Origin of the sequence: Cognatilysobacter bugurensis (genome assembly GCF_014652095.1) — a bacterium.
Classification (GTDB): domain Bacteria; phylum Pseudomonadota; class Gammaproteobacteria; order Xanthomonadales; family Xanthomonadaceae; genus Cognatilysobacter; species Cognatilysobacter bugurensis.
The window spans coordinates 1,371,498-1,394,334 of the sequence record NZ_BMYD01000001.1; the positions used below are offsets into that span (position 1 = coordinate 1,371,498).

Consider the following 22,837-nt stretch of genomic DNA (forward strand, 5'->3'; position numbering starts at 1 on the left):
CACGTGTTCAAACCCGGCGGACCGACAGGCCCGCCGGGCGATAGGAACTTACTGCCCGATGTGCTGCTTCAGCCAGGCATTGACGGTGTCATGCCACTGCACCGAGTTCTGCGGCTTGAGCACCCAGTGGTTCTCGTCGGGGAAGTAGAGGAACTTCGACTCGATGCCCTGGCGCTGCAGCGCGGTGAACGCGGCGATGCCCTGCTCGACCGGGATGCGGAAATCCTCCTGGCCGTGGATCACGAGCATCGGCACCCGCCAGTCCTTGACGTGGTTGACCGGGTTGAACTTCTCGTAGTTTTTCGGCACGTCGTACGGCGTGCCGCCCTGCTCCCACTCCGTGAACCAGAGCTCCTCGGTCGCGTAGCCCATCATGCGCTGGTCGAACACGCCGTCGTGGTTGACCAGGCACTTCCACGGCTGGTTCCACTTGCCGGCGATCCAGTTGACCATGAAGCCGCCGTAGCTCGCACCGAGCGCGCAGGCGCGGTCCTCATCGAGGAATGGGAACTTCTGCTGCGCCGCGGCCCAGCCCTTCTGCAGATCCTCGAGCGGACGGTCGCCCCAGTGCTGGCTGATCGAGTCGGTGAACGCCTGGCCGTAGCCGGTCGAACCGTGGAAGTCGATCATGACCACCGCATAGCCCTGCCCCGCGTACGTCTGCGGGTTCCAGCGGTAGCTCCAGCCGTTGCCGAAGCTGCCCTGCGGGCCGCCGTGGATGAGGAACGCGACCGGGTATTCCTTACCCTCTTCGTAGTTCCACGGCTTGACCACGTAGCCGTGCACGGTCTCGTTGTTCCAGCCCTCGAACGAGAACTGCTCGAAATCGCCGAACCGTGTCTCCGGCAGCATCTCGGCCGCGCTCGGCGTGACCGGCTGCACTGACGTGCCGTCCATGCCACCCACGAACAGCCGATCGCCGGTCTGCAGCGTGCTGCGCGCGAATGCAAGACGGCCGCTCTCGATGTCGAAGCTCGACACGCTGCCTTCGCCAATCACCTGCGTAACGCTGCCGCTCGCAATGTCGATCGCGAACAGCGGGTGCTCGCCGAGGTGCTGCGCGGTCGTGTAGATCGCGCCGCCGTCCGCAGACAGCTCGATCGTGTCAGCCGAACGGTCCCACTTCGGTGCGATCTCCCGTGACTTGCCGCTCGCCAGGTCCATCCGCATCAGCGCGAAACGGTCGGCCTCGAAGCCCGGGCGCTTCATTGCCCGGTAGTACAGCGTCTTGCCGTCAGCGCTGAAGGTCGCGCCCGTGTCCCAGGCGGGGTTCGCGGCGGTGAGGTTGCGGGCCGCGCCCTTGCCGTCGACGCTCGCCAGGTAAATATCGAAATTCGTCGACCACGGCTCGGCGCGGTCGGCAGTGCGGGCGCTGAACGCAACCGACTTACCGTCGGGCGCCCACGTGTACTCGCTCGCGTCGCCGAACGGACGCGACGGCACGTCGGCGATCACCTCGGGCGCGATCAGGGTGGCCGTCGATACCGGCTTGCCGGCCTTCGGCAGCGCCGCGACGAACAGGCGGTTGAGTCGGCCCTCGTTCCACGAGTCCCAGTGACGGATGAACATGCGGTCGAACACCATGCCGCTGGCCTTACGCTTGCCCGTCTCGTCGGTGCGCTTGGCCGTGCACGCGAGGTCGGCGCCGCAGTCCGGATATGCCTCGCCGTTGAACGCAACCCGCGAGCCGTCGGGCGAGAGCTTGTAGTCGCCGACGTCGGTTGCGAACGCCGACACCTGGCGAGGCTCGCCGCCGCCGACCGGCACCGCGTACAGCTGCTGGCTGCCGCCCTTCGCGCTGAGGAAGTAGACGGTCTTGCCATCAGGCGCGAAACGCGGCGTGTTGACGTTCCAGCCTTCCGGCGTGAGACGACGGGCCGCCTTGTCGAGCGCGCCCACGTCCTCGATCCACAGCGACGTCGTGGACTTGTTCGCGTCGAAATCGACAGCGCGCTTCGCGAAGACGAGCTGCTTGCCGTCGGGCGACAGCGTCGGCGCAAAGTAGCGATCGAGCGTCGCGAGCTCGCGCGGCTCGAGACCGTGGGGTGCCGCGGCGGCGTCGAAGGCAACGGGAAGCGTCGCGGCGATCAGGAGCGACAGGACGGCGGGACGCAAGGACATGCAAGACTCCGGCAGACGGGCAATGCGCCGATGGTAGAGCCAGCGGTGCGAACGCCGCAAAACGGTCCGGCCCGTTCGCTCGGCACGGCCGGGCGATGACCGCGGCGTCGAGGGCGACGAGGAGCGCTCGAGGCGCTCTGCAGACGCGAGACCGAGGCACAGCTCCGTGGAATTGCTGCCCCCCCTTCTTGCCTGGTTCGATCCATTGGATGGCGGGCCACTGGCTCACCTCCGGGCCAGCCTGGTGACCTTCGTCATCGGCCGCGACTTGAGCAGAGCTCGCAACCGCCGAGTGCGACGACTCATGCGCCGGCCGGGAAGCACCTTTGCACTACATGGGTCCCGGCATCCGCAACGTCCTCACGGCGCGGTGGGCCGCGCGCCGAGACTTTCCTAACCTCAATGCCGCCTGAGACGGATGAGTGCCGGATCCGCCAAGCGGCATGCACGTTGGGTTCCGCCTCAGACAGCCGAATGCGCCGGCTTCTACGGCTTGAGGTCGCGATGCTCCTGAGCACGACCACGTACCAGCCGTCGCCCCCCCCCGCGCTGGCTGCTACGTACTTGCTTGGCGCTATCGCCGCATCCGGACGCGAATACGGCGCCCTGCGGCGCCGTATTCTCCCGTCCGTGGGCTCGGGCTGCTGTCAGTTCGCCTTCGAAGACGATGCGGCGCCGGGCCCGATGTGCCTATCCAAGAACGACAGCAACCGCGTATAAAACTCAAGGCTGTGTTCAACCTTGTAGAACCCGTGCCCCTCCGTCCGGTAATACAGCGTCTCCACCGGCACGCCTGCCTCTTTTAGTGCGCGCTCCATCGCTTCGGAGTGCTCTTGCGGCGCACGCTTGTCTTCGCCACCGGCGGCAAGGAACACCGGCACCTTGATGCGGGACGCCAGCTTGTTCGGCGAGGTTTCCGCCAGGCCTTCCGTACCGAGAGCGTCCTTCAGGAAATTGACGCCCGACAATTGCTGCGGCACGTCTCCACGCGAATACATCATGTTGAGATCATACACCCCAACGTAGCCGACGGCGCAGCGATACAGCGAAGGCTCCTTCGCCACGCCCATGAGCGAGGCGTAACCACCGTAGCTGGCTCCGTAAACGCAGATGCGCTTGGGATCTGCGACACCGGACTTGATCGCCCAATGCGTCGCGTCGGTGAGGTCGTCCTGCATTGCCCGTCCCCACTGCTTATACCCCGCGAGCTGGTGCTCGCGCCCGTAGCCCCCCGAACCCCGGAAGTTCACCTGCAGGACTGCGTAACCGTTCGCCGCAAGCATTTGCCGCTCGCCGGCATAGCTCCACCCGTCCGCCACGCCGATCGGGCCCCCATGCGGGTTCACGACCAACGGCAGATTCTTGCCATCGCTGCCTTTCGGCACGGTCAGGAATGCTTGGATCTTGCGTCCATCGCGCGCTTGAAACTCGAGAACACGTGTCTCGGACGCCGTATTGGGATCGATCCAGTCTTTGCGGCTGATCAGGTGCTGGGCCTGTTTGGTGTCCAAGTTGAACACGAAATAGTCACCCGGATTCCGGTCGCTGTACGTGAACAGCAGCGCTTCGCCACGCTCAGTCGTATTCGCCCCTGCGACCACGGTGTCGCCACTGAAGCTCGTCTGCAGCGTCTTGTGCAGCTTCGCGTCAGGTGAATCAGGCTCGAAGTAGTGGAAGCGTGGCGTTGGATCGTCGAACTGGACGCCAATCGGATAGGACTTGCCTACGGCATTGACGAGGCCAGAGGGGTCGACGAAATCATCCCGAGCCATCTCCTTCATCTGCTCGGTCGCGACGTCGAACGAGACAATCGAATCCGGGCCTGTCCGGTGCTCGGCCTGCATGTACACCAGCCGGTCATCGGCACTGAAATCGAGCGGGAAAAGCATCCTGCCGCTGACACCCTCGTCCTCGAGCAGCTTCCAGGGGGCCTTCTCGTCCTTCCGGTAGTAGAGCTTCGAGACGTTGTCGTTGTTGGCACCCAACGCGAAACGCACGGCGCCCTGTCGATCAGTCACAAAGCTCGCGCGCGGGACGGGCGCCTGCGCGATCGGAATCCGCGCACCGCTTTTCACATCCATACGCTCGGCGGACGTGTACGTAGCCCCTGGCTGGAAGACCGAGATGATGGCCTTGTCGTCGTCGTTCTCGAGGCTATCAATCAAAGTGGCGAAGACCGGCTCGCGCGCGCGCCCGCCGGTGCGGCCCGACGTCGAATCAGCGTTATGCCAGCCGGCCAGCATTTTGGTGTTGGTGCCGTCGGCGTCCATGCCCCAGATTTCGCCCTGCGGCATGGGCTCTTCGAGCAAGCCATCCTTGACACCTACCGTGAATAACAGGCGTTCGTCGTTGGCCCAAGCGAAGTCCATGACGTGCGACTTGCCGCGCAGGTTGAAATGGGAAATGGGCTTTTGCTGTCCTGGCTTCAACACGACGAGCACCGTCTTGTCGTCCACCGGCACCGTGGCGGCTACATAGGTGCCCTTCGGAGAGATCCGCACCGTTTGGAACCGATCCTTCCTGATGAATTCCTCGATCTTGTACGGCGCCCCCGTTTCGGCCGACACGACGGCCGGCAACAACAGTGCCAGCACCAAAGCTGCTTGCAGTTTCATTGACCCCTGACTCCCCTGGAAAATGCCAGCGTCCGGCCGGCGCGCCACAGCCTAGCGGGCAAGCGGAGCACCGCCAAGCAGCCTGAGGCTCTCGCGACCTGAACGGGACAGGCCGCTGAATCGGGGTGAGCCGCGCGAGCCGCAGGCCTCAGGGCCCGAGCGTTCGTTCCAGCGCGAGCGTCCAATGGGGCAGCTGCACGTCGCGCTCCGACTTGATGCTTGTCGTGTCCAGCACGGAATATCGAGGCCGCGCTGCCGGCGTGGGGTAGTCGTCAGACGAGATGGGAACCACCTCAGGGGCTCGAGTGAGCATGCCGCGTTGATGGGCGCGCCGGACAATCGCTTCGGCAAACCCGTGCCAACTCGTTTCACCTGCCGCGACCAAGTGGTAGGTCTCGCCGCCTTGCACGCCCCGGTCCACCAGCTGCGCGGTAACGTCGGCAATGAGCCATGCTGGCGTCGGGCAGCCGGTCTGGTCGGCGACGACACGTAGCGTGTCGCGCTCCGACGCGAGCCTCAGCATCGTCCGTAGGAAGTTGTGGCCGTGAAGTCCGTACACCCACGCGGTGCGCAGGATCAGGTGTTCGACGCCGCTGCTACGAATTGCTTCTTCCCCAGCGAGCTTGCTCACGCCGTAGACGCCCAGCGGCGCCGTAGTGGAGCCCTCGGTGTACGGCTCGGTCGCAGTGCCGTCAAACACGTAGTCCGTCGAGTAATGCACCAATCGGATGCCGCGGCGGGCACAGCATTGCGCGAGCTCCCCAGGAGCGTTCCCGTTGATGCGCATTGCGCGTTCCGGCTCGGACTCGGCACGATCGACAGCGGTGTACGCAGCGGCGTTGACGACGATGTCGGGGGCGATTCGAGCGATGAGCGGCTCGATGGCGCCTTCCGCGGCGAGATCGAGCGCTTCGCAGGGCGTCCCGTCCTGGAGTTGGCCGCTGCGCGTCGCGGGGACTACTTCACCCTGCGGCGCGAGGCTGCGTTGCAATTCATGTCCAACCTGGCCGCCTGCGCCGAGCAGCAGAATCTTTGTCATTCACTGAGCTCGGGGAGCCTGCTGTCCGGCACATCGCGCAAAAGCGGAGCGCGCAAGTCTTTAGGCGACAGCCGCGGCTCACTCACGGGCCAGTCAATTGCGAGCGTAGGATCGTCCCAGCGGATGCTTGCGTCCGCGGCAGGGTCGTAAGTCGCGGTGCAGAGGTAATTGAATACCGCGCGCTCGCTAAGCACGACAAAACCGTGCGCAAAGCCCTCCGGTATCCAGTAATGCCTTCGATTCGCGGCACTGAGCACAACAGATGCCCACTGACCGAAGGTCGGCGACCCGCGGCGAATATCGACCGCGACGTCCCAGACCTCGCCTTCGACCACGGATATGTACTTGCCCTGGGGATTCGGCCACTGATAGTGCAACCCCCGCAATACGCCCCTTCCCGACGTCGATACGTTGCCCTGGACGAACGTGGGGCGAAGACCGTGCTCGAGCAAGCGATCGGCGTTGAAGGATTCGAAGAACGAACCCCGCTCATCTTCGAAAACGCGCGGTTCGAAGACGATGCATCCCGGGAGGCCAGTACTAACTAGCTTCATTGCAGTGATCAGTCCTCAGGGCACTTGTCCGCGCTCGGGCAGCGCAAGCAGGTAACGACCATAGCCGTTCTTGATTAACGGACGAGCGAGGCCGAGTAATTGTTCATCGTCTATCCACCCGTTGGCCCACGCGATCTCCTCGGGGCAGCAGACGCGCAAACCTTGCCGCGCCTCGATCGTCTCGATGTAGTTCGAGGCCTCGAGCAGCGACTGGTGCGTGCCGGTGTCGAGCCAGGCATAGCCACGACCCAGCCGCTCAAGATGCAGCGTGCCCTCGTCGAGGTAACGACGGTTGAGGTCAGTGATCTCGAGTTCGCCGCGCGACGACGGCTTAAGCTCCCGCGCAAACGTGCTCGCGCGGCCGTCGTAGAAATACAGACCCGTAACCGCGTAATTCGATCGCGGCGCAGCGGGCTTCTCTTCGATATCAACCACGCGGCCGGCTTCGTCGAACTCGGCCACGCCGTAGCGCTCCGGGTCGTTGACCCAGTATCCGAATACGGTTGCGCCCGCCTCGCGCATGGCTGCGCGCTTGAGCATCCCGGTCAGGCCCGGGCCATGGAAGATGTTGTCGCCTAGAATGAGGCAGCTGGGCTCGCCGCCAACGAACTGCTCGCCGATCAGGTAAGCCTGCGCAAGCCCGTCCGGGCTCGGTTGTACCGCGTACTGGATCGACATTCCCCACTGCGAGCCGTCGCCGAGCAGGTGGCGGAACAGCGCCTGCTCGTGCGGGGTGTTGATGACCAGCACCTCTCGGATTCCCGCGAGCATGAGTACGCTCAGCGGGTAATAGATCATCGGCTTGTCGTAGACCGGCAGCAGCTGCTTACTGATGGCTTGCGTGATGGGATAGAGCCGGGTGCCGGAGCCACCGGCGAGGATGAGGCCTTTCACAGGTGCGATTCCCTCGCAGGAGCCTGCGCTGCGGGATGCCGACGTTCGGTAGAGCGTCGGTACCCGATGCGGTGGCGGGTTGTGAAGATCAGGCCGTTTGGCCGATGCGTTCGAGCCGATAGCTGCCGTCGAGCACCCGCTGCACCCACGGCTGGTGCTCGAGGTACCAGTCGACCGTGCGCTCGATGCCCTGCTCGAACGTGACCGTCGGTGCCCAGCCGAGTTCGCGCTGCAACTTGCTTGCATCGATCGCGTAGCGGCGGTCGTGGCCCGGCCGGTCAGTAACGAATGTGATCAGCGACTCGCGCGCGCGGCCGTCCGGCAGCGGTCGGCGGGCGTCGAGCAGTGCGCTGATCGCCTTCACGACCTCAAGGTTCGTGCGCTCGGCATCGCCGCCAACATTGTAGGTCTCGCCGACGCGCCCGGAATCGAGCACCCGCGCGATTGCCGCGCAGTGGTCGCCCACGTACAGCCAGTCGCGCACGTTGAGGCCGTCGCCGTACACCGGCAGCGGCTCGCCCGCGAGCGCCTTGGCAATCACAAGCGGGATGAGCTTTTCAGGGAACTGGTACGGGCCATAATTGTTCGAGCAGTTCGTCGTCACCACCGGCAGGCCATACGTGTGGTGAAACGCGCGCACGAGATGGTCGGACGCGGCTTTAGACGCCGAGTACGGGGAGTTCGGCGCGTACGGAGTCTCTTCCGTGAACTTACCGGTCTCGCCGAGCGTGCCGTAGACCTCGTCCGTCGACACATGCAGGAAACGGAACGCTCCGCGCGCCGCACTCTCGAGCGAGCGCCAGTAGTCTCGGGCCGTTTCCAGCAGCGTGAGCGTGCCGACCACGTTCGTCTGCACGAACGCAGCCGGGCCGTCGATCGAGCGGTCGACGTGGCTCTCGGCCGCGAAGTTGATTACCGCGTCGGGCCGATGCTCACGCAAAAGCGACTCGACGAGAGGGCCATCGCCGATGTCGCCATGGACGAAGACGTGGTTCGGGTCGTGCTCGATCGAGGCTAGCGTGTCGCGGTTACCGGCGTAGGTCAGCGCGTCGAGATTGATGACGCGCACGCCGCGCTGGACCGCGTCCAGCGCGAAATTGCCGCCGATGAAGCCGGCGCCGCCGGTGACGAGCCAAGTGGGCACTCGATTGCTCCTCTAATCATAAGATTCTGTCCACGCCAGCTCGCGCCTGCGTCCGGATCGAGCCACCCCGACCCTGTGACCGCGAGAACTCAGGCAGGACATGACGGCACCCGTCGCCCTTCGCCTTGATCGGCGGAGGAATCTGTGGGCCGAGGCGGGGATTGTATCCGCTTCATCGAATGCATCTGTTATCGCCGCCCCCTTCATCGCTGCCTAGCTACGCCTAATGGCGTGCCAGCCCGCAGGAAGCTACGTCCTGCCGCTGAGCTCTGCGGCGCTAAAAGCAGACGGTGCCCCTTCGATTTCTAGCTGCCCGAAGATGGCTCGCCAAGATGGCCAGGCAGCAAGCGAGTGACAAGACAATCCGACGCAGGCTCGTGAGTGCCCTGCTTCAGAGCCCGGGGAACCAGGTTTCTTTTCCGGTGATTCACTCGACGATGGAAACCCCGGTGAATGGCGCTCACCCGCTCAGCGTCGATCTATACGTGGCTCATGCCCGCCCAGAAAAAGCAGCACCTAGGTTTGGCGCACGATGCCTCCAGCGTTACGCCCGGCGGCATCGCGCGCAGGACAATCAGAGGTCGCGCAGCAGATGCATGACGCGCGAATCGGCGACGCTCTTGGCTTCCACGTCGGCGGTGGAGCAGCTGCCCGACGTGCTCGTGCAGTAATCGAAGCTGTGGTCGGCGTCGACGTACGACTCGACGGGCTTGAACTCATGCGATCCGAGTTCGACAGCGCGCTGCTGGCGCACTTGGCAGTATCCGGACGTATAGAACGGATCAGCCGTCCCCAGCAGGGTGTGCAGTGGTGAATACGGTGCGTACGTGCTCGTGCTGACGCCGCCGTAGGCGTTGTAGAGACCGCATGCGGGATAGAACGCGACGCCCATCTTGAAGACGGCGGGCCACGTGCTGATGTCTAGCACCGATACCGTGGTGCTGCCGCCCTGCGACCAGCCCATCACTGCAATTCGCGCGGGATCGATGTGCCACGCGGAGGTGGCGGCGAGCTTCCGGTAACCCGCGATTGCATCGTGGGCGCGAGCGACGACCTCGTCGGTGCCTTCGCTCCCGTTGCCGCACTGGTTCTGCGGATGTCCACGCGCGGTGTAACTGTCGATAAGCAGCGCGGCATACCCGGCTCGGTTGAGGCGCTGGCCCCATTCCGTAAACAGTTTTTGCAGGTTGGAGTAGGTGGCGTTCGGCTTGCTGTACGAGAAGACCCCCGAGCAGCCGTGCAGCATGACCACGGCAGGATGGCTGCCCGCGGACGTGTCGGGCGCGAAATACCACGCTCGCAACTCGATGCCCTGCTCGTTGACGACGGTGGTTGCAACCGGCGCAGCAGCGTGCGCAGGTCCGAACAGCGTAAACATGGCAGCGCAGGCTGTGGCAGCGATCGATGCACGCACGTTTATTTCCTCCGCGAGGGCTGCGGTGCGCTGCACGCTAGCCAAGGCGACGGTGCAACCGATCGGGACGCGGTCACACAATCAAAAGCCTCAACCTTGAAAGTCGCGAAATTCAACTGACGCTGGTAATCGACCGTGATCCGGTGCGTAACTCAAGCGCGACCGGAAGCGCATTACTTGGCCCGTCCCACCGGGCGGCGGTGGGACGGACGACTGACGGCGCGAAAATCGAGCTCAGCTAATCCGCCACGGAGACAGACACAGCAGTCCCGCATCGTGGAGTGCGTACGCCCCAGCAGCCGCTCCGGCGGCGCGTCGTGACACCGTTCGCCGCGCTCCGCAATGCACAGCAGGAAGCGACGGCAGCTACCGCACCGGTGCAAACGAGAAAGCCCTCACTGCGGAGGGCTCTCGATCCTGACATCCCGGGCGCAGACCGACCCGATCAGAACGGGAGCGTGTCGAAACGCGCTCTGAAAAAAGTGGGTGAGTCAGTTGCAATGCGCGCCAAAGCTTTGGTCTGGAGCATTTGAGCCACCATTTCGATCGGACATCGTCAAGTTACGGGCCGGCACAAGCGCTGCCGCGAGGCCCGGCAGGGATTTGTAAGGTTACCGCGGCCTGTGTGTACCATGCCAGCGCAGATGCCTACGGCATTACTGCCCAGGGGGGCAGATCGCGAACCTTCTGGCCTGCAACTCGATCCAGCTCGGTCAGAACGCCGCAGCCAGCGGACCCAAGGGCACCGGCTAGACGCGATCCGGCTGCGCGCCGAGACTCAAGGAGCTTGCAACCGCGCACACGGACGGCCGCCTGCCTAAGACGCGTGCCCGGATGCGAAAGCCGCGCCTGCCGGTCCTAGGCTGCCCGGGAGCGTTCCGATCCCACCGCTCGTGCGCCAGGATGTCTTCAGGAATACGGACGATCCCTATCAGAGGGCCTCACGGTTGATCATGTGGCAGCTTCCTACCCGGCGACCCGACCGTCGTGTACCTCTCGCTCGATCGGCTCCTGCATGACTGCCCCCTGCTTCACCTTAAAGCAGAGACGATGCGACGGCGGGCGCCGCGCAGGATGAGAGGTGCGGGAAAGAGGGGCCGTTGGCCCGTACTTCCGTCGGGCCTAGTGGATGTGCTCCCGGCGCCACACCGGGTGCGCCGCGAAAGGCTTGAGCCAGTCGGGCACCGGTGCGCACGGGTCGAAATGGGTCAGGTCGACCGCACAAAGAAGCCGGTGCGCGTTCGCCTCCAACCGCCCGTTGACCGCACGGGCGGCTCGCTCGGCATGTTGCTCGGGAACGCCGATCACGAGCAGTGCCGCGGGCGGCCCCGCGGAATTCGGTACATGTGCCTTGAGTTGGTAGAGGACGGTCACGGGTTCGATGGCTTCGAGCGCGCCGACGACGAGCCGAGCGATCCACAGATCGTTTTCCTCCGCGGGCTCGACACCCACGCCTTCAATGTGGTCGGCGATCGGCGCGCGTGAGACAGGGCGCCCGCTGAGGAGGTCCGCAATCTCCTCGGGATACAGGGTGCAGCTCGTATCGTTCGGATTGAGCATGAACGTAGCACCGCGTGTCGCCTCGAACAGAACGCGCCCCTTCAGACCGACGATCTCGACCGTCGCAGACGTTGCCGCATAAGCCTTGTGGATGTCGGTAAATACGGGAATGACCTGCAGGCCGTCTGGGCGATCAAATTGCACGATACGCAGGCGGTCATCATCGTCACCTTGGGGACGATGAACGAACAGCTGCGCGTCTAGGAGCGCCCGGAGGAACTCCGGCTCGTCGGCGGGGTTACTGATCGCCCGCTGCATAAGGGCGTCGAGGGCTGCGGTCATGTGGGCGCCACATAAGGAATCCTTACTGTGATGCTAACGCAGCTGGTCCACGTCGAGCGACCCGTCTCGGACGCTCGTTCCTAGGGCTTGCGACGTACGCGCTTCTTCGCGGGCGCCGCCGGGGTCACTGCTTTGGACTTGCCATCGACCAGGTCGGCGACCTTACGGCGCTTCTCCTTGCTCAGGCCCGGCCAGGCCAGCAGCAAGCGCGCGAGGTCGTCGTCGCCGGTATAGAAGAAGGCGGGCGGAATGCCGAGCGCGTCCGCGATCTGCTGGGCAGTCTGCTGCCGAGGCTCGTGTACGCCGTTCTCGTATTGGTTGATCCGGGGGCCGGCCACGCTCGCATCCAACCCGGCACGAAGACCGAGCTCGTATTGGGATAACGCCGCCCGCTCGCGTGCCTGACGCAAGCGCCGCGCAAACAGTGAAGGCTGCCCCGGCCCTGCCACGGAAGACCGCTCCTATCGATACCGCCAAATAGGGTGACCAAGAACAGGGCTCATTGATAGTAAGATATCCTTACTATTGAGGCCAGCAGAACAGCACTGTATCGATGTCCGCCATGGCACCCCCCACCTTCGATGATCTCGGTGTGCGGGGCTGCTTCTCCATGGCGGCGCTGCTCATGGCGCACGAGCGCCGGATTCCGGTGATGCCCACCCGCCGCTCGACGCTCGCCGCGATGCACATGCTTCGCGAGATCGGGGTCATCGATGCACCCTGGCCGGATGCACGCTGGGAGATGGAGCCGCGAGCCGAGGACACGCCCATCGAGCAGATCCAGTGGCGCTACGCGTGGGACGCCTACATCCGCGATGGCCTGCTGCCTGCGCTCACTGACTACCTCCAGGACGTACCGCGCGACGACTACGGCCTGGCGCTTCGGCTGCGCATCTGGGAAGAACTGGTAGTCACCGAGGCCGAGCGCTTCTTTGAGAGCCAACTGGCCAAATACAACCTCGAGCCGGCATGGGCGCAGGACCTGACGTTCGCCATCCGCGAGAGCAAGGTCGTCCTGCCGATTGCCCAGTGGCGCTACTGCTGCTGGGCCGCCACCCGGTTCGCGGCTGCACAGGCCCAGCGGCACCGCTCGACGGAGGTGCCGAAGCTCCGGGAGGACACGTTCGCCGAGCTCAGGCGGCGAGCGAGTCGACTCGCGAGCGGCGACTGGGACCGATGTAACTTCGTGCCCTTCAATCCGAGGCCCGAAAGTGCGGCCAGCCGGCTGTTCGTCGAGAGCCTGACCGTTATGGGTCCAAGCTTCTGGATGCTGGCGCCCTCCGTCGACGGGCTGCTGGTTCGGGTGAGCCCTGCCAATCGCGAAGCATAGGACTGGCTAACCGGAGCGCTCCCTCCCTCCCAAGGTCACACTTGCATAGCCCCACTATTACACTTAGTGTAATAGCCTCATTGTGCATTCACGGGACTGCCGGTAGGCTATGCAGGTCGAATTTGAAGACCCGGACTTGCAGCGCCTGGAAGCCGAGGCGGGATTTACCGCAGGGCTGGCGCAGCCCCTGGTCACCCTTTTTCGCAGGCGCATGCAGTTGATCCGTGCCGCGGTTGATATCCGGGCGTTCTACGCCCTGAAGTCCCTGCACTTCGAGAAGCTCAAGGGCGATCGCGAAGGGCAGCATTCGATGCGGCTGAATGACCAGTGGCGACTGATCGTGCGTCTGGTGCAGAACCCGGATGGGACGTCGGTAGTAGTCGTGTCGATCGTGGATTACCACTGAGCGGCGGGGTAAGAGAGATGGGAATCGCACAGACATTCGCACCCGGCGAGTTCCTCAAGGAGGAGCTCGAAGCCCGAGGGTGGTCGCAGACCGAGCTCGCGGAAATCATGGGGCGCCCGGTGCGCCTCATCAATGAGCTGATCGCGGGGAAGAAGGGCATCACGCCCGAGACGGCGGTCCAGCTCGGTGATGCGCTGGGTACCGGCGCGGAGCTGTGGATGAACCTCGAAAGCCAGTATCAGCTGTCGAAGGTCGCCGCGGGTGATGGCCAGGTGGCCCGCCGCGCTGAGCTCTACTCGAAGTTCCCGGTGAGGGAGATGGTCAAGCGTGGCTGGCTCGCTGCTAGCCGGCATGTGGGCGAACTAGAACAGGGCCTACGCGCGTTTTTCGGTGTGGAGGACTTGGACGCACCAGTGCGCCTAGCGCATGCAGCGAAACGAACGGTCGTGCAGCAGGAGGCGACGCCGCTGCAGCTGGCGTGGCTGATCCGGGCGAGGCAGATCGCCTCGGAGATGGTGGTCGGTAAGTTTACGCACGCCCGGCTCGAGGCAGCACTGCCGAAGCTGTCGGCCCTGCTTTCGGCCCCTGAAGAAGCCCGCCATGTGCCTGCGATCCTGGCGGATGCTGGCGTTCGATATGTCGTTGTTGAGCCCATTCCCGGGACCAAGATCGATGGAGCCTGCTTCTGGCTGGGGTCTGACAAGCCGGTGGTCGTGATGTCGCTGCGGTTGGATCGGATCGACAACTTCTGGTTCGTGCTGCGTCACGAACTCGAGCATGTGCTGCAGGGCCATGGCCGCGATCGGGACTTCATATTGGACGTGGAGCTCGATGGCGCTTGCGATCACGTGGACGTCGAAGAGGCAACGGCGAATCAGGCCGGCGCCTCCTTCTCCATTCCTGTCCACGAATTCGAGGGGTTCGTGGCTCGCGTGGGCCCGTTCTTCGCGGAGGAGCGGGTTCTAGGCTTCGCGCAGCGGCTCAACATCCATCCAGGTCTGGTCGTCGGTCAGCTTCAGCGTCGCTTGGGTCGCTACGACTTCCTTAGAAAACACCAAGCGAAGATCCGCCACGTCGTCACCTCCACCGCCCGTACGGACGGCTGGGGTGTCTTAAGCGTCTGAAGGAGAAATTCAAATGACTGCTTACTCCAATGCCGTCCGTGACTTCGTCACCCGCTACAGCACCGAGGCTGGCCCGGACGCGCTGCTCGACCCGCATGCCATTGCCGAATGGGCCTTTCAGCGCGGTCTGTATAAGCCCAATCCACGTACTGTCATCGATGCAATCGCCACGGATATCGCACAGGTGTTTCGTGAGGAATATCGAGTCGACCGTCAAGGACGTCGTTATCGGGCCAAGCACGCCACTACTGAAAAGCGCGGCACCCGTACGATCGCACTGTGGGGCGATATCGACGACCCTAATGTGCCGCATGCCCATTTCCAGAAGTCGTTTGCGCAGCGTCGCCAGCAGATCGTTGGCGATTGCGTCCAGCTCAAGACCGACGTCGATGTCTACAACGACAAGCGCAAGCCCTCTCACCCCATCCAGATGCCCCTCGACTTCACGCTTGACGTCGAAGAGATGCAGCTGCGGAACACACCCAAGGCGGCGTGAGCCGATCCTAAAATCGACTAGCGAAATCCGATGCGCCAACTCATACCTGCAGCCGTACTGGCGCTCACCGCTGAGCTGAGTGCGCATTGGGAAACGCATGCCACACTTGACAGCCTGTTTACCTACGCGGGGGCACCAGGTACCCCGCCTGATGGAAGCAAGCCGGCGAAAGCAATGGCTTGGCTCCGGCGCGTAAACAACGAAGCTTCAAGCCCGCTACAGGTCCTCGGGCAGATCATAGAGCGCTACATGGAAGAGGCGCTCGATCCGACGGATCGCTGGGACAAGGACAAGATCGCTGAGCGCGACAAGCTGTTGGCGGCTCTTGCTGCCTCGAATCTTCAGTATTTGAAGGGCGGCCGCGTCGTCGGCGCAATGGGAACCCCGACCCGCACACTCTCGGAGTTCATCCAGGAAGGGGACGTGCAGTCAATCGACCAAGAATTCGAGCGCGCCATTCAGAACGCTTCGGTGTCACCTCGGGAGGCGGTGTCGGCAGCCAGCAATATCCTGGAATCGGTTTGCAAGGTCATTATCGCCGAGGAAGGGCTCCCAATGCCGAATAAGCAGGACCTTCAATCAGTCTGGGGAGTCGTCCGGAAGGAACTCCGTATCGATCCAAGCAAGGTCGAAGACCAAGACCTGCAAACGATTTTGTCTGGCCTTATAGCAGTCGTCCACGGGATCGGATCTTTGCGTACCCATGCTAGTTCTGCCCACGGCGCGGGAAAGACGCCCTACCGTCTAGAACCGCGGCACGCGCGCCTAGCTATACATGCGGGACATACCCTCGCGCTCTACATTCTAGAGTCCTGGAAGAAGCGCCAAGCTGAAACGCTAGCCTCCTAGTTGGTCGCGCGCCACGATGAACGGAGAGGGGTAGCAAAACCGATGCCTGTAGATCGCATCAGCCTTGAGAAATCTTTTACTAAGGCGGCGTCGCCGGCGTGGCCCTGTCCCTCATGCCGGGCAGGACACCTACGCTTGGATAAGTCGTCCGTGTCGGCAAAGGCAACAGCGGAATCGGTAGCGGCGCAGGACCACCCAGCGTGGGACCCTGACTGGCAAAGGCTGCGGTTCGTAGCCATGGCGCAGTGCGACAACCTGAGCTGTATGGAAGTGGCGACTCTAAAAGGTACTGGCGGGCTTCAGCCGATCGGTCGCAGCTTTGATTACGAAGAGTTCTACACCCCTGAGCACTTCGATCCCTCACCGCTGCTGATCGGGGTTCCGAAAAAGTGCTCCGAGGACGTATGTAGCGAGCTACATCTTGCGTTCGCGAGTGCTTGGGGCGACGCCGCTGCGGCATCCGCCCATATCCGAACGGCTGTCGAGCGCCTGCTCGACCAGTTAAGGGTTCCGAAGTCAGCCGTGGCCAAGGGGAAGCGGCAGCGTCATACGCTGCATCGGCGAATCGAACTGTTGGCTAAGCAGCATCCGGAGGCGGGTGATCTCCTCTTGGCAGTCAAATGGATCGGCAACGCTGGCGTGCACTCGGGAGCGCTTACCAAGGCCGAGGTAATGGATGCGCTCGACATCCTTGAAAGCGCCTTGACGTTGCTCTTCAATGACCACCACAAGAAGGTGCGAAAGCTCGCAAAGCGGATCAATAGCCGGCGCGGCCCTTAGCCATTGAAGATGGGGTCGCCTGCAACGTATTGGATTTGGCGTTCGCGCTTCGACGTCCGGCCTGATGACTTGACCGCTTCGGCGAAGCCACTTGTCTGCAACTAACCAGCGCCAGCCCTGACCCGGAAGCGACATCTGCCCCCGTCTCTAACGGCCGACAGCTGGCACCCCGCGAGGAGGCGAGCAGTGTCCGAGGCCTGCTTCCGACCCATGGCGAACATTAAATACGCGGCACTAGCTTGGAGCGGAAACGCCCTCTGGCCGCGGTTTCAACCGTCTAACGGACCTGTTGGTTGATCCACGAAAGAATTAGGTCCGCGACCTGCAGATTGTTTTTGTCCATCATCATCATGTGCGTATTCCCACGCGTCCCAGTCTCCGCAGTCGAGAGCAAACGGACGTCACCCTTGGCGGCGTCGACGCGCTTCTTGAAGGCGGCGCAGAGGATGCTGGAATGCGCGACGAAGAGAACGCTGAGACCGACCTGAGTCGACGCCATCACCTCCGCCAGTGGGCGCACCTTGCTCTGGCGGCAGCCGGCGCGGCGACAGTGCTCTCGCCGCTTGAGGTATTGGCAGGCACTGGAAGGGTCAGCCCTAGGACTCTTGTCGCCTACTACTCCAGAACTGGGCACACCCGCCAGGCAGCCTTGGTGATTGCCCGGGCCGTGGGAGCGGACATCTTCGAAATCGAACCAGCAACCCCTTATCCGCGGTCGTATCAGGAAACGGTGGACCTAAACCATCGGCAGCAGCGAGCCAATGAGTTTCCCCCTTCCGGGCGCCTTATCCCTAACTTGGCGGGCTACGGCACCGTGTTCCTGGGCTATCCCATCTGGCCCGTCGATCTGCCCCGCTTTCTGTACACCTTTCTTCGGCGTCAGAACTTCGCCGGCAAAACCCTTGCGCCGTTTTCTACGAGCGCGATGAGCGGCCTTGCCGGGACAGAAGCGACGCTCCGTCGGCTATGCGTAGGTGCCCGACTGGTGCCTGGCCTCGCACTGCCCGGGGGCGGGCGCGGTCACAACACCCTCGTGACGAGCATCGACGCTGCATCCAATCAACGTTCGGAAAGCTGGAGTCGCGCTAGCTTGACCAGAATGCGGTCGTGAGTCTCGTGCTGGACCTTGCTGCGTGCGCCGATGCCGGTGTGTCGCTGGTCCCGTCATTGCTTACCAGCATGACGATGCTGACTGCGCCAGGTCCGCTTCCGACCCGTAGCGGACATCGTCCCCCGGCTCAACACCTGAGTTAAGCCGCGCCGCGAAGCGGCGTCGGCTTGGACGAATTGTTAGGCGGCTCTCGTATGCCACCAACGTGCTGGAATAGCCAGCCAGTGAACGTGGCCCGCCACGTATCCACCGACTACGCATCCCCATGCAGCCTGACGCAGCGGGAAATCTGGCTGCGCGTCCGGCCAGGAGAGCAGGCACGGCACAACTATAAACAGCGCTTTTATCCAGGCCCATATTCTCATGCTCTGCAGTGACGCGTGTCCCGCGTACGGGCGACTCAAGCCGCCGTAGCCTGTAGTGCCTACAGGAAGCCATGCCCAGTAAAAGGCGTAACCGAGTAGCGCGCATGCCGGCAAGACGAAGAGCGGGTTCATAGCCGCCTAACACCTGAGTTAAGCCGCGCCGCGAAGCGGCGTCGGCTTGGACGAACTGTTAGGCCCTACAGCGGTGCGATGAAAGCAGCAACGAGAAGGCCGAGTAGGAACGCTATGACGACCACGGGCGGGGTAGCCAACAGGATCTTAGCCGCGAGGGGTGCTCTACGGGAAATCAGTACGGCAGCAGTGATAAAGCCGAGCCCCGCCGCTACCAATGCAGCGTAGCGAAGAACGAAGTCGTAGGAGGCGACGGGTATGCGGGAGCCCTTGACCGCCACCATTACGAAGGCGAGAAGACCGAGTCCGTTTAGCCACGCAAGCGTTCGAACTGTCATGTAGGGCTTAACACCTGAGTTAAGCCGCGCCGCGAAGCGGCGTCGGCTTGGACGAATTGTTAGGCCACAGGCTACGGCTCTTCGGTGCCGGCTGCCACTTCATGTATCGGGTGCTCCCAGAGGCTTGAGAGATACGGGTCCTCGCCGCGCAGTGGGCGAAGAGGCGCAGGATCAACCTGCCAGCGGCGCAGAAGGACCAGTAGCTCGGCGATGGCACCGGCCCGGTCATTCGTGAGCGTGACCGTGAGAGAGCAGCCATGGCCTTGGACAGAGACGAACCCCGGCACCCGCTCCAGCCAGGCAAAGAACATTGCCTCGTCTATTTCGGAGAAGAAAACCGGACCTGCGAACGTGACTTCCACTGTGGCCTAACACCTGAGTTAAGCCGCGCCGCGAAGCGGCGTCGGCTTGGACGAATTGTTAGGCCGCACGCGCCTTGACCACGACGGGCTCGATTTGCGGGGCCTGCCAGAGCTGAACGAGGTAGCGTTCGTCACCAGACAAACAATAACTGACTCGGACGCGGTAGACACCGGGCGCTACGGGGATGCGTGCAGCCTCTGGGAAGTAGTCCGTGCAGCCCGCGACGACCAATGGCCCTTGCGCGATCTCCAGCGAACACTCATTAACCTGATCGTAGGGCTCCAATGACTCGGCCGGCGCGGCCTCTAGCACCTCGACCGCCACGGGGACATTACCATCGCTGACGGTGCCGACACCGACCGTGCCCGGGGCGAGAGCGAGAAGCCTTTCCACCGCCTCATCTGTCCATGCCTCTGACAAGTCACCGCTTGCCGGCTCGTCCTGGACATAGAACTGGTTGTAGCCAGAAAACAGCTCAAGATCGCGACGTTGCATGTGTGCGGCCTAACACCTGCGTTAAGCCGCGCCGCGAAGCGGCGTCGGCTTAGACGAATTGTTAGGCATGCTTGCTACGGCCCCCACATGGTGACGTTGCGGAGCATACCGAAGCGGCAGCATTCCACTGAGTTTCGTTTTCGGCTGCCTGAGGCGTCCGGTTTGAAGACCTCGAAATCCCCTGTTACGCCAAGTAGCCGCGGCTCCATCGACTGATTTTGCCGTTCTAAATAGGCAGCAATCGCTCCGACGGCTTGGCCCTTAAGCACGACGACGGAATGTGTGGCGGTCGTTTCAACAGCATCTTGGGTGAGGTAGAGCCACACTACGGGCCGATCTGAGTGATCCCGGCCGACGACTCCCCATCCGCGCACCGAGATGCGACGCCCGTCGTAAACCATGGGATTAGCGAGCAATTGAGTGCCCGTGGTGGCGCACGAATGACTGTCCGCCCTGTTCCCGACAAAGACGCATGCACCAGGTGGTGCCCATCCGCGCTCGAGTGAAGGCCCAGCCTCTTGGTTACAGCTCGCGAGCATTACTAATGTGGCGGCGGCGAAGAAGCGCATGAGCATGCCTAACACCTGAGTTAAGCCGAACCGCGAAGCGGTTTCGGCTTGGACGAATTGTTAGACGTCATTGTAGTTGCCTAGCACGGGCTGCAGCGCTTTCAAGCTGGCTGACGCCGCCGCGTGCCAAGGGAAGCAGCCGTTCGCGTCTGGCCACACCACTTGATACAGAGGAAACTCCTGCTCGGCATAAAACCAGAGTAACGAGTACACATAGTCGTTGTAGAGGTGCCGTGGCACCTCAACGAAAATGCAGGGATAGCCTTCTATGAGGTCGTGACTTGGCTTCGAAAGGCTCAACGGGTTGCCGTCTGCGAGGCGGTTTGCGCACAAGCCGAGAATCGAGTGCGCGGTAGTGCTGTTGAGGCCGAACATGATCAGTGCGGGCCCACCGTAGCTTTCGTGCAGGCCGACCGTATACGAGAACGGTGGCTTCCCCGGGGCGGTGTCGGTCGGAAGCACGCTAGTGCAGTGCCACCCAAAGGTCTCGACATTGTGGACGACCGACCGCTCGTAGTCATTCTCTGGCGGCAAGCGGAGCCCTGGCATGACGTCTAACACCTGAGTTAAGCCGTGCCGCGAAGCGGCGTCGGCTTGGACGAATTGTTAGGGCTCACCCGCGACGACACTCACCTGAGATCCACCGTGCGGCGTCTTCTAAAGGCCGCGCAGTCGAGGCTTCTGGTTCAATGTGTGCGTCGAACACCCGCCCGTGCCTGTCCAGCGTAACCGCGGTGGTGATGTTCGCTGCGCCGCCATTGGGCAATGGGAACGTCGAGTTCGCCGTGGATTTGCCCGAGGTCCGCTGGCCGAATAGGCGCACGTTTTCTTGGCCATGGAACATGATGGGAACGATCTCGCCGGAACTGGAACTTCGCGGCCCTACCGCTACTGCAATCAACGGGACAGGGTGCTCAGGCTGCTGTGCCGTTCCGCCGTTAAGCACATGGCCCGAGCCACCGATAAAGATTCCGCCGGTCTTCTTCTCGATGGTTGTGACAGTGCCGCGCGCATTCTTGAAGTGGCCCAGTACCCCCTCCGAAAGGAGCGGGCTTAAGCCGACAAGCATGGGCCACATGTTACCGCCGCTGTTGCCTGAGAAATCCAGAACTACACCGCAGCGAGGCTCTGAAAGCGTGCTTACCAACTGCGACCTAAGTGCCTCGGTTGCGGCCATGGCTTCCTGATGGGTGCCCGACCAGCCATTGATGCGTATGACGGGCACGCCTTCAATAGGTGCTTCGACTTGAGACAGGACCCGTGTCGGCGGTCGGGGCGCGGAATTGGCGTCAGCGGGCGCCATGACTGCTTTTCGTGGCGGGCGGTAGAAGGAGTGCCCGTCGCCCAGCGACTTCAGAACGAAACGGATTGCCGCGCCTTCGCCTTGATTCGAGGCGAGTGATCTCGCCTCCTCTTCGACGGACTGCCACTCAACGTGTGCTGCGCGGTAGGCGCGCTCACGCGCCAGCTTCAACGTCAGGTCCAAGCTCGAATCTTCCTGCGCGGGACCTAGTACGGGCAATGCGAGCAGAGCCAAATAGAAAGGTACAAGCCGCATCCGTGCCTCCATGTGAGCCCTAACACCTGAGTTAAGCCGCACCGCGAAGCGGTGTCGGCTTGGACGAATTGTTAGGCGGCCGGCGCGAGGTGCTTGACCATGCGGGCGGCGCACATTGATACCTGCTCTGACAATGGGTAGGTGACGGGCCCAGCAGGCTCATACCCGCACCGCACGTAGAAGGCCTCGGCATTGTAGGAGGCGTTGAGCCACAGCGATGCAACCCCGCGTGCCCGACATCCCTGCTCAGCATGTTGCAGGAGGCCTCGTCCCACACCGGAGCCGGCGGCCGCCGGATGCACGTAGAGGGCTCTGAGCAAGGCCTGCTCCGGTGCTGCAATGCAGAACCCCACGGGCTGGCCGCCCGCCTCAGCGACGGTGCAGAGCACGCCCTCCTGTCCGATCACGCCGGCCAGCCAACGGTACCGTGCTTCATCCGGCTCGGGCGACCACGCTGCGAGCACGTCGGCGGAGTAGTGGCCTGAAGCAAGCGCCTGGACGGCCGCGTAGTGCACCCCGACCAGTTCTGGACAGTCGGACTCCAGTGCTTCTCGGTAGAGGATTTGCGAATGCAGCATTAGGCCGCCTAACACCTGAGTTAAGCCGACCCGCGAAGCGGTTTCGGCTTGGACGAATTGTTGGCCGGGCCGTCTTGCTGATCCGCTAGGTAGACCGTGTACCAGGTGAATACTCGGCCGGCCTCGCTCCCGGACTTCTGCAGATGGAGACCAACGGAGTAGCTGCCCTGCTTAATCTCGAGGTTGCAGTCACCCACCTTCGGCTCGGTCAACCACTTGCGATAGGCGGTCATGGTAGACGCGCCTCCGGCCTGACCGCATCCGCGGTGAGTGGCTCGGCCCCGGCGCTGTTCTTGCGCCAAAAGGCCGTCGAGACCTTGTACCGTCGGATGGGGTGAAAGTGCCAACTGGACCGCTTTGACGCGCCCGTTCGGGCCGAGGCGAACGAAAAGTTGCTCACCTTCGACTAAGCGTGTTTGTCCATCCGGCAGCAAAATGCGGGCCGTGTAACGGCCATGCGCGGGGAAGCACATGCTCTCTAGTGCCGCCTCCGCACAGCGGGCCTTTTCTCCGACCCACGAGGCACCGAGTTCCACGGTTATTGTTCGCTCCGGCACGCGGAGGGCGCCGTATACCGTTGCTCCTAACGCAAAGAGCATCGCAGCTGCGGCTCCAGCTAGCGGCCAGCCCGCCTTGCGGCGCTTGCTGATGAGCAAAACCCCGGATACGAACGCAACCAACAGAACCAGGGCAAGCGCGTTGAACAGCGCCATTCCTGCT

At 63.1% G+C, this 22,837-nt stretch carries 22 protein-coding genes; 7 read left to right on the forward strand and 15 right to left on the reverse strand.

Annotation, left to right across the window (positions count from 1 at the left end):
• Window positions 1-48 precede the first annotated feature (48 nt).
• The 9 genes from IE075_RS06175 to IE075_RS06215 form a co-directional block, all read right to left on the reverse strand.
• Entirely contained in the window at window positions 49-2,121 is a 2,073-nt protein-coding gene (locus IE075_RS06175; RefSeq protein WP_189454287.1) for a S9 family peptidase, read from the reverse strand.
• 647 nt (window positions 2,122-2,768) lie between these two features.
• Entirely contained in the window at window positions 2,769-4,736 is a 1,968-nt protein-coding gene (locus IE075_RS06180) for an alpha/beta hydrolase family protein (protein ID WP_189454289.1), read from the reverse strand.
• A 148-nt stretch (window positions 4,737-4,884) separates the two neighbouring features.
• Window positions 4,885-5,775, reverse strand: coding sequence for a dTDP-4-dehydrorhamnose reductase (gene rfbD / locus IE075_RS06185; RefSeq protein WP_189454290.1), 891 nt, complete (start codon window positions 5,773-5,775; stop codon window positions 4,885-4,887).
• Window positions 5,772-6,329, reverse strand: coding sequence for a dTDP-4-dehydrorhamnose 3,5-epimerase (rfbC, locus tag IE075_RS06190; RefSeq protein WP_189454292.1), 558 nt, complete (start codon window positions 6,327-6,329; stop codon window positions 5,772-5,774). The genes rfbD and rfbC overlap by 4 nt, the downstream gene beginning before the upstream one ends.
• Window positions 6,330-6,344: 15 nt before the next feature.
• Window positions 6,345-7,223, reverse strand: a complete 879-nt coding sequence (gene rfbA, locus IE075_RS06195; RefSeq protein WP_425489342.1) for a glucose-1-phosphate thymidylyltransferase RfbA — start codon at window positions 7,221-7,223, stop codon at window positions 6,345-6,347.
• Between the two features lie 88 nt (window positions 7,224-7,311).
• Entirely contained in the window at window positions 7,312-8,367 is a 1,056-nt protein-coding gene (gene rfbB / locus IE075_RS06200) for a dTDP-glucose 4,6-dehydratase (protein WP_189454294.1), read from the reverse strand.
• A 574-nt stretch (window positions 8,368-8,941) separates the two neighbouring features.
• Window positions 8,942-9,745, reverse strand: a complete 804-nt coding sequence (locus tag IE075_RS06205; protein ID WP_189454297.1) for a dienelactone hydrolase family protein — start codon at window positions 9,743-9,745, stop codon at window positions 8,942-8,944.
• Between the two features lie 1,158 nt (window positions 9,746-10,903).
• Complete coding sequence (locus IE075_RS06210; protein ID WP_189454299.1) at window positions 10,904-11,623, reverse strand: SseB family protein; 720 nt, start codon at window positions 11,621-11,623, stop codon at window positions 10,904-10,906.
• Window positions 11,624-11,703: 80 nt separating this feature from the next.
• A complete protein-coding gene (locus IE075_RS06215; RefSeq protein ID WP_189454301.1) occupies window positions 11,704-12,072 on the reverse strand; it encodes a helix-turn-helix domain-containing protein in 369 nt (122 codons plus the stop codon).
• 113 nt (window positions 12,073-12,185) lie between these two features.
• Here IE075_RS06215 and IE075_RS06220 point away from each other — a divergent pair, with 113 nt between their 5' ends.
• The 7 genes from IE075_RS06220 to IE075_RS06250 all read left to right on the forward strand — a co-directional run bounded on the left by IE075_RS06220 (window position 12,186) and on the right by IE075_RS06250 (window position 17,719).
• Complete coding sequence (locus tag IE075_RS06220) at window positions 12,186-12,953, forward strand: hypothetical protein (protein ID WP_189454303.1); 768 nt, start codon at window positions 12,186-12,188, stop codon at window positions 12,951-12,953.
• A 109-nt stretch (window positions 12,954-13,062) separates the two neighbouring features.
• Window positions 13,063-13,359: a type II toxin-antitoxin system RelE/ParE family toxin gene (locus IE075_RS06225; RefSeq protein ID WP_189454305.1), complete on the forward strand. Its 297-nt coding sequence runs from the start codon at window positions 13,063-13,065 to the stop codon at window positions 13,357-13,359.
• Between the two features lie 17 nt (window positions 13,360-13,376).
• Window positions 13,377-14,483 (forward strand): HigA family addiction module antitoxin, encoded by a 1,107-nt coding sequence (locus tag IE075_RS06230; protein WP_189454307.1) that lies wholly within the window; start codon window positions 13,377-13,379, stop codon window positions 14,481-14,483.
• Between the two features lie 13 nt (window positions 14,484-14,496).
• Entirely contained in the window at window positions 14,497-14,979 is a 483-nt protein-coding gene (locus tag IE075_RS06235) for a hypothetical protein (protein ID WP_189454309.1), read from the forward strand.
• Window positions 14,980-15,009: 30 nt separating this feature from the next.
• Window positions 15,010-15,828, forward strand: a complete 819-nt coding sequence (locus tag IE075_RS06240; protein ID WP_189454311.1) for an abortive infection family protein — start codon at window positions 15,010-15,012, stop codon at window positions 15,826-15,828.
• A gap of 135 nt (window positions 15,829-15,963) precedes the next feature.
• Window positions 15,964-16,608, forward strand: a complete 645-nt coding sequence (locus IE075_RS06245) for a DUF4145 domain-containing protein (protein ID WP_189454313.1) — start codon at window positions 15,964-15,966, stop codon at window positions 16,606-16,608.
• Between the two features lie 454 nt (window positions 16,609-17,062).
• The gene (locus tag IE075_RS06250) at window positions 17,063-17,719 is read left to right on the forward strand and encodes a flavodoxin (RefSeq protein ID WP_189454315.1); all 657 of its coding nucleotides are present in this window, start codon (window positions 17,063-17,065) and stop codon (window positions 17,717-17,719) included.
• Between the two features lie 906 nt (window positions 17,720-18,625).
• Here the strand turns inward: IE075_RS06250 and IE075_RS06255 are convergent.
• From IE075_RS06255 to IE075_RS06280, 6 genes are all read right to left on the reverse strand, one after another.
• Window positions 18,626-18,916, reverse strand: a complete 291-nt coding sequence (locus IE075_RS06255) for a hypothetical protein (RefSeq protein ID WP_189454317.1) — start codon at window positions 18,914-18,916, stop codon at window positions 18,626-18,628.
• A 58-nt stretch (window positions 18,917-18,974) separates the two neighbouring features.
• Window positions 18,975-19,412 (reverse strand): hypothetical protein, encoded by a 438-nt coding sequence (locus tag IE075_RS06260; protein ID WP_189454319.1) that lies wholly within the window; start codon window positions 19,410-19,412, stop codon window positions 18,975-18,977.
• A 629-nt stretch (window positions 19,413-20,041) separates the two neighbouring features.
• Window positions 20,042-20,530, reverse strand: a complete 489-nt coding sequence (locus IE075_RS06265) for a DUF4262 domain-containing protein (RefSeq protein WP_268244912.1) — start codon at window positions 20,528-20,530, stop codon at window positions 20,042-20,044.
• A gap of 64 nt (window positions 20,531-20,594) precedes the next feature.
• Window positions 20,595-21,467, reverse strand: coding sequence for a S41 family peptidase (locus IE075_RS06270; RefSeq protein ID WP_189454323.1), 873 nt, complete (start codon window positions 21,465-21,467; stop codon window positions 20,595-20,597).
• A 143-nt stretch (window positions 21,468-21,610) separates the two neighbouring features.
• Window positions 21,611-22,117 carry a GNAT family N-acetyltransferase gene (locus IE075_RS06275; protein WP_189454324.1) on the reverse strand — a complete coding sequence of 169 codons (507 nt, stop codon included), beginning with the start codon at window positions 22,115-22,117 and terminating at the stop codon, window positions 21,611-21,613.
• A 20-nt stretch (window positions 22,118-22,137) separates the two neighbouring features.
• Window positions 22,138-22,830: a hypothetical protein gene (locus tag IE075_RS06280; RefSeq protein WP_189454326.1), complete on the reverse strand. Its 693-nt coding sequence runs from the start codon at window positions 22,828-22,830 to the stop codon at window positions 22,138-22,140.
• Between the last annotated feature and the right edge of the window lie 7 nt (window positions 22,831-22,837).

Coding starts and splice junctions, on each gene's coding strand:
- IE075_RS06175 (WP_189454287.1), bottom strand. CDS start 2,121: ATGTCCTTGCGTCCCGCCGTCCTGTCGCTCCTGATCGCCGCGACGCTT.
- IE075_RS06180 (WP_189454289.1), bottom strand. CDS start 4,736: ATGAAACTGCAAGCAGCTTTGGTGCTGGCACTGTTGTTGCCGGCCGTC.
- rfbD (WP_189454290.1), bottom strand. CDS start 5,775: ATGACAAAGATTCTGCTGCTCGGCGCAGGCGGCCAGGTTGGACATGAA.
- rfbC (WP_189454292.1), bottom strand. CDS start 6,329: ATGAAGCTAGTTAGTACTGGCCTCCCGGGATGCATCGTCTTCGAACCG.
- IE075_RS06205 (WP_189454297.1), bottom strand. CDS start 9,745: ATGTTTACGCTGTTCGGACCTGCGCACGCTGCTGCGCCGGTTGCAACC.
- IE075_RS06210 (WP_189454299.1), bottom strand. CDS start 11,623: ATGACCGCAGCCCTCGACGCCCTTATGCAGCGGGCGATCAGTAACCCC.
- IE075_RS06220 (WP_189454303.1), top strand. CDS start 12,186: ATGGCACCCCCCACCTTCGATGATCTCGGTGTGCGGGGCTGCTTCTCC.
- IE075_RS06225 (WP_189454305.1), top strand. CDS start 13,063: ATGCAGGTCGAATTTGAAGACCCGGACTTGCAGCGCCTGGAAGCCGAG.
- IE075_RS06230 (WP_189454307.1), top strand. CDS start 13,377: ATGGGAATCGCACAGACATTCGCACCCGGCGAGTTCCTCAAGGAGGAG.
- IE075_RS06235 (WP_189454309.1), top strand. CDS start 14,497: ATGACTGCTTACTCCAATGCCGTCCGTGACTTCGTCACCCGCTACAGC.
- IE075_RS06240 (WP_189454311.1), top strand. CDS start 15,010: ATGCGCCAACTCATACCTGCAGCCGTACTGGCGCTCACCGCTGAGCTG.
- IE075_RS06250 (WP_189454315.1), top strand. CDS start 17,063: ATGCGCGACGAAGAGAACGCTGAGACCGACCTGAGTCGACGCCATCAC.
- IE075_RS06260 (WP_189454319.1), bottom strand. CDS start 19,412: ATGCAACGTCGCGATCTTGAGCTGTTTTCTGGCTACAACCAGTTCTAT.
- IE075_RS06265 (WP_268244912.1), bottom strand. CDS start 20,530: ATGCCAGGGCTCCGCTTGCCGCCAGAGAATGACTACGAGCGGTCGGTC.
- IE075_RS06275 (WP_189454324.1), bottom strand. CDS start 22,117: ATGCTGCATTCGCAAATCCTCTACCGAGAAGCACTGGAGTCCGACTGT.
- IE075_RS06280 (WP_189454326.1), bottom strand. CDS start 22,830: ATGGCGCTGTTCAACGCGCTTGCCCTGGTTCTGTTGGTTGCGTTCGTA.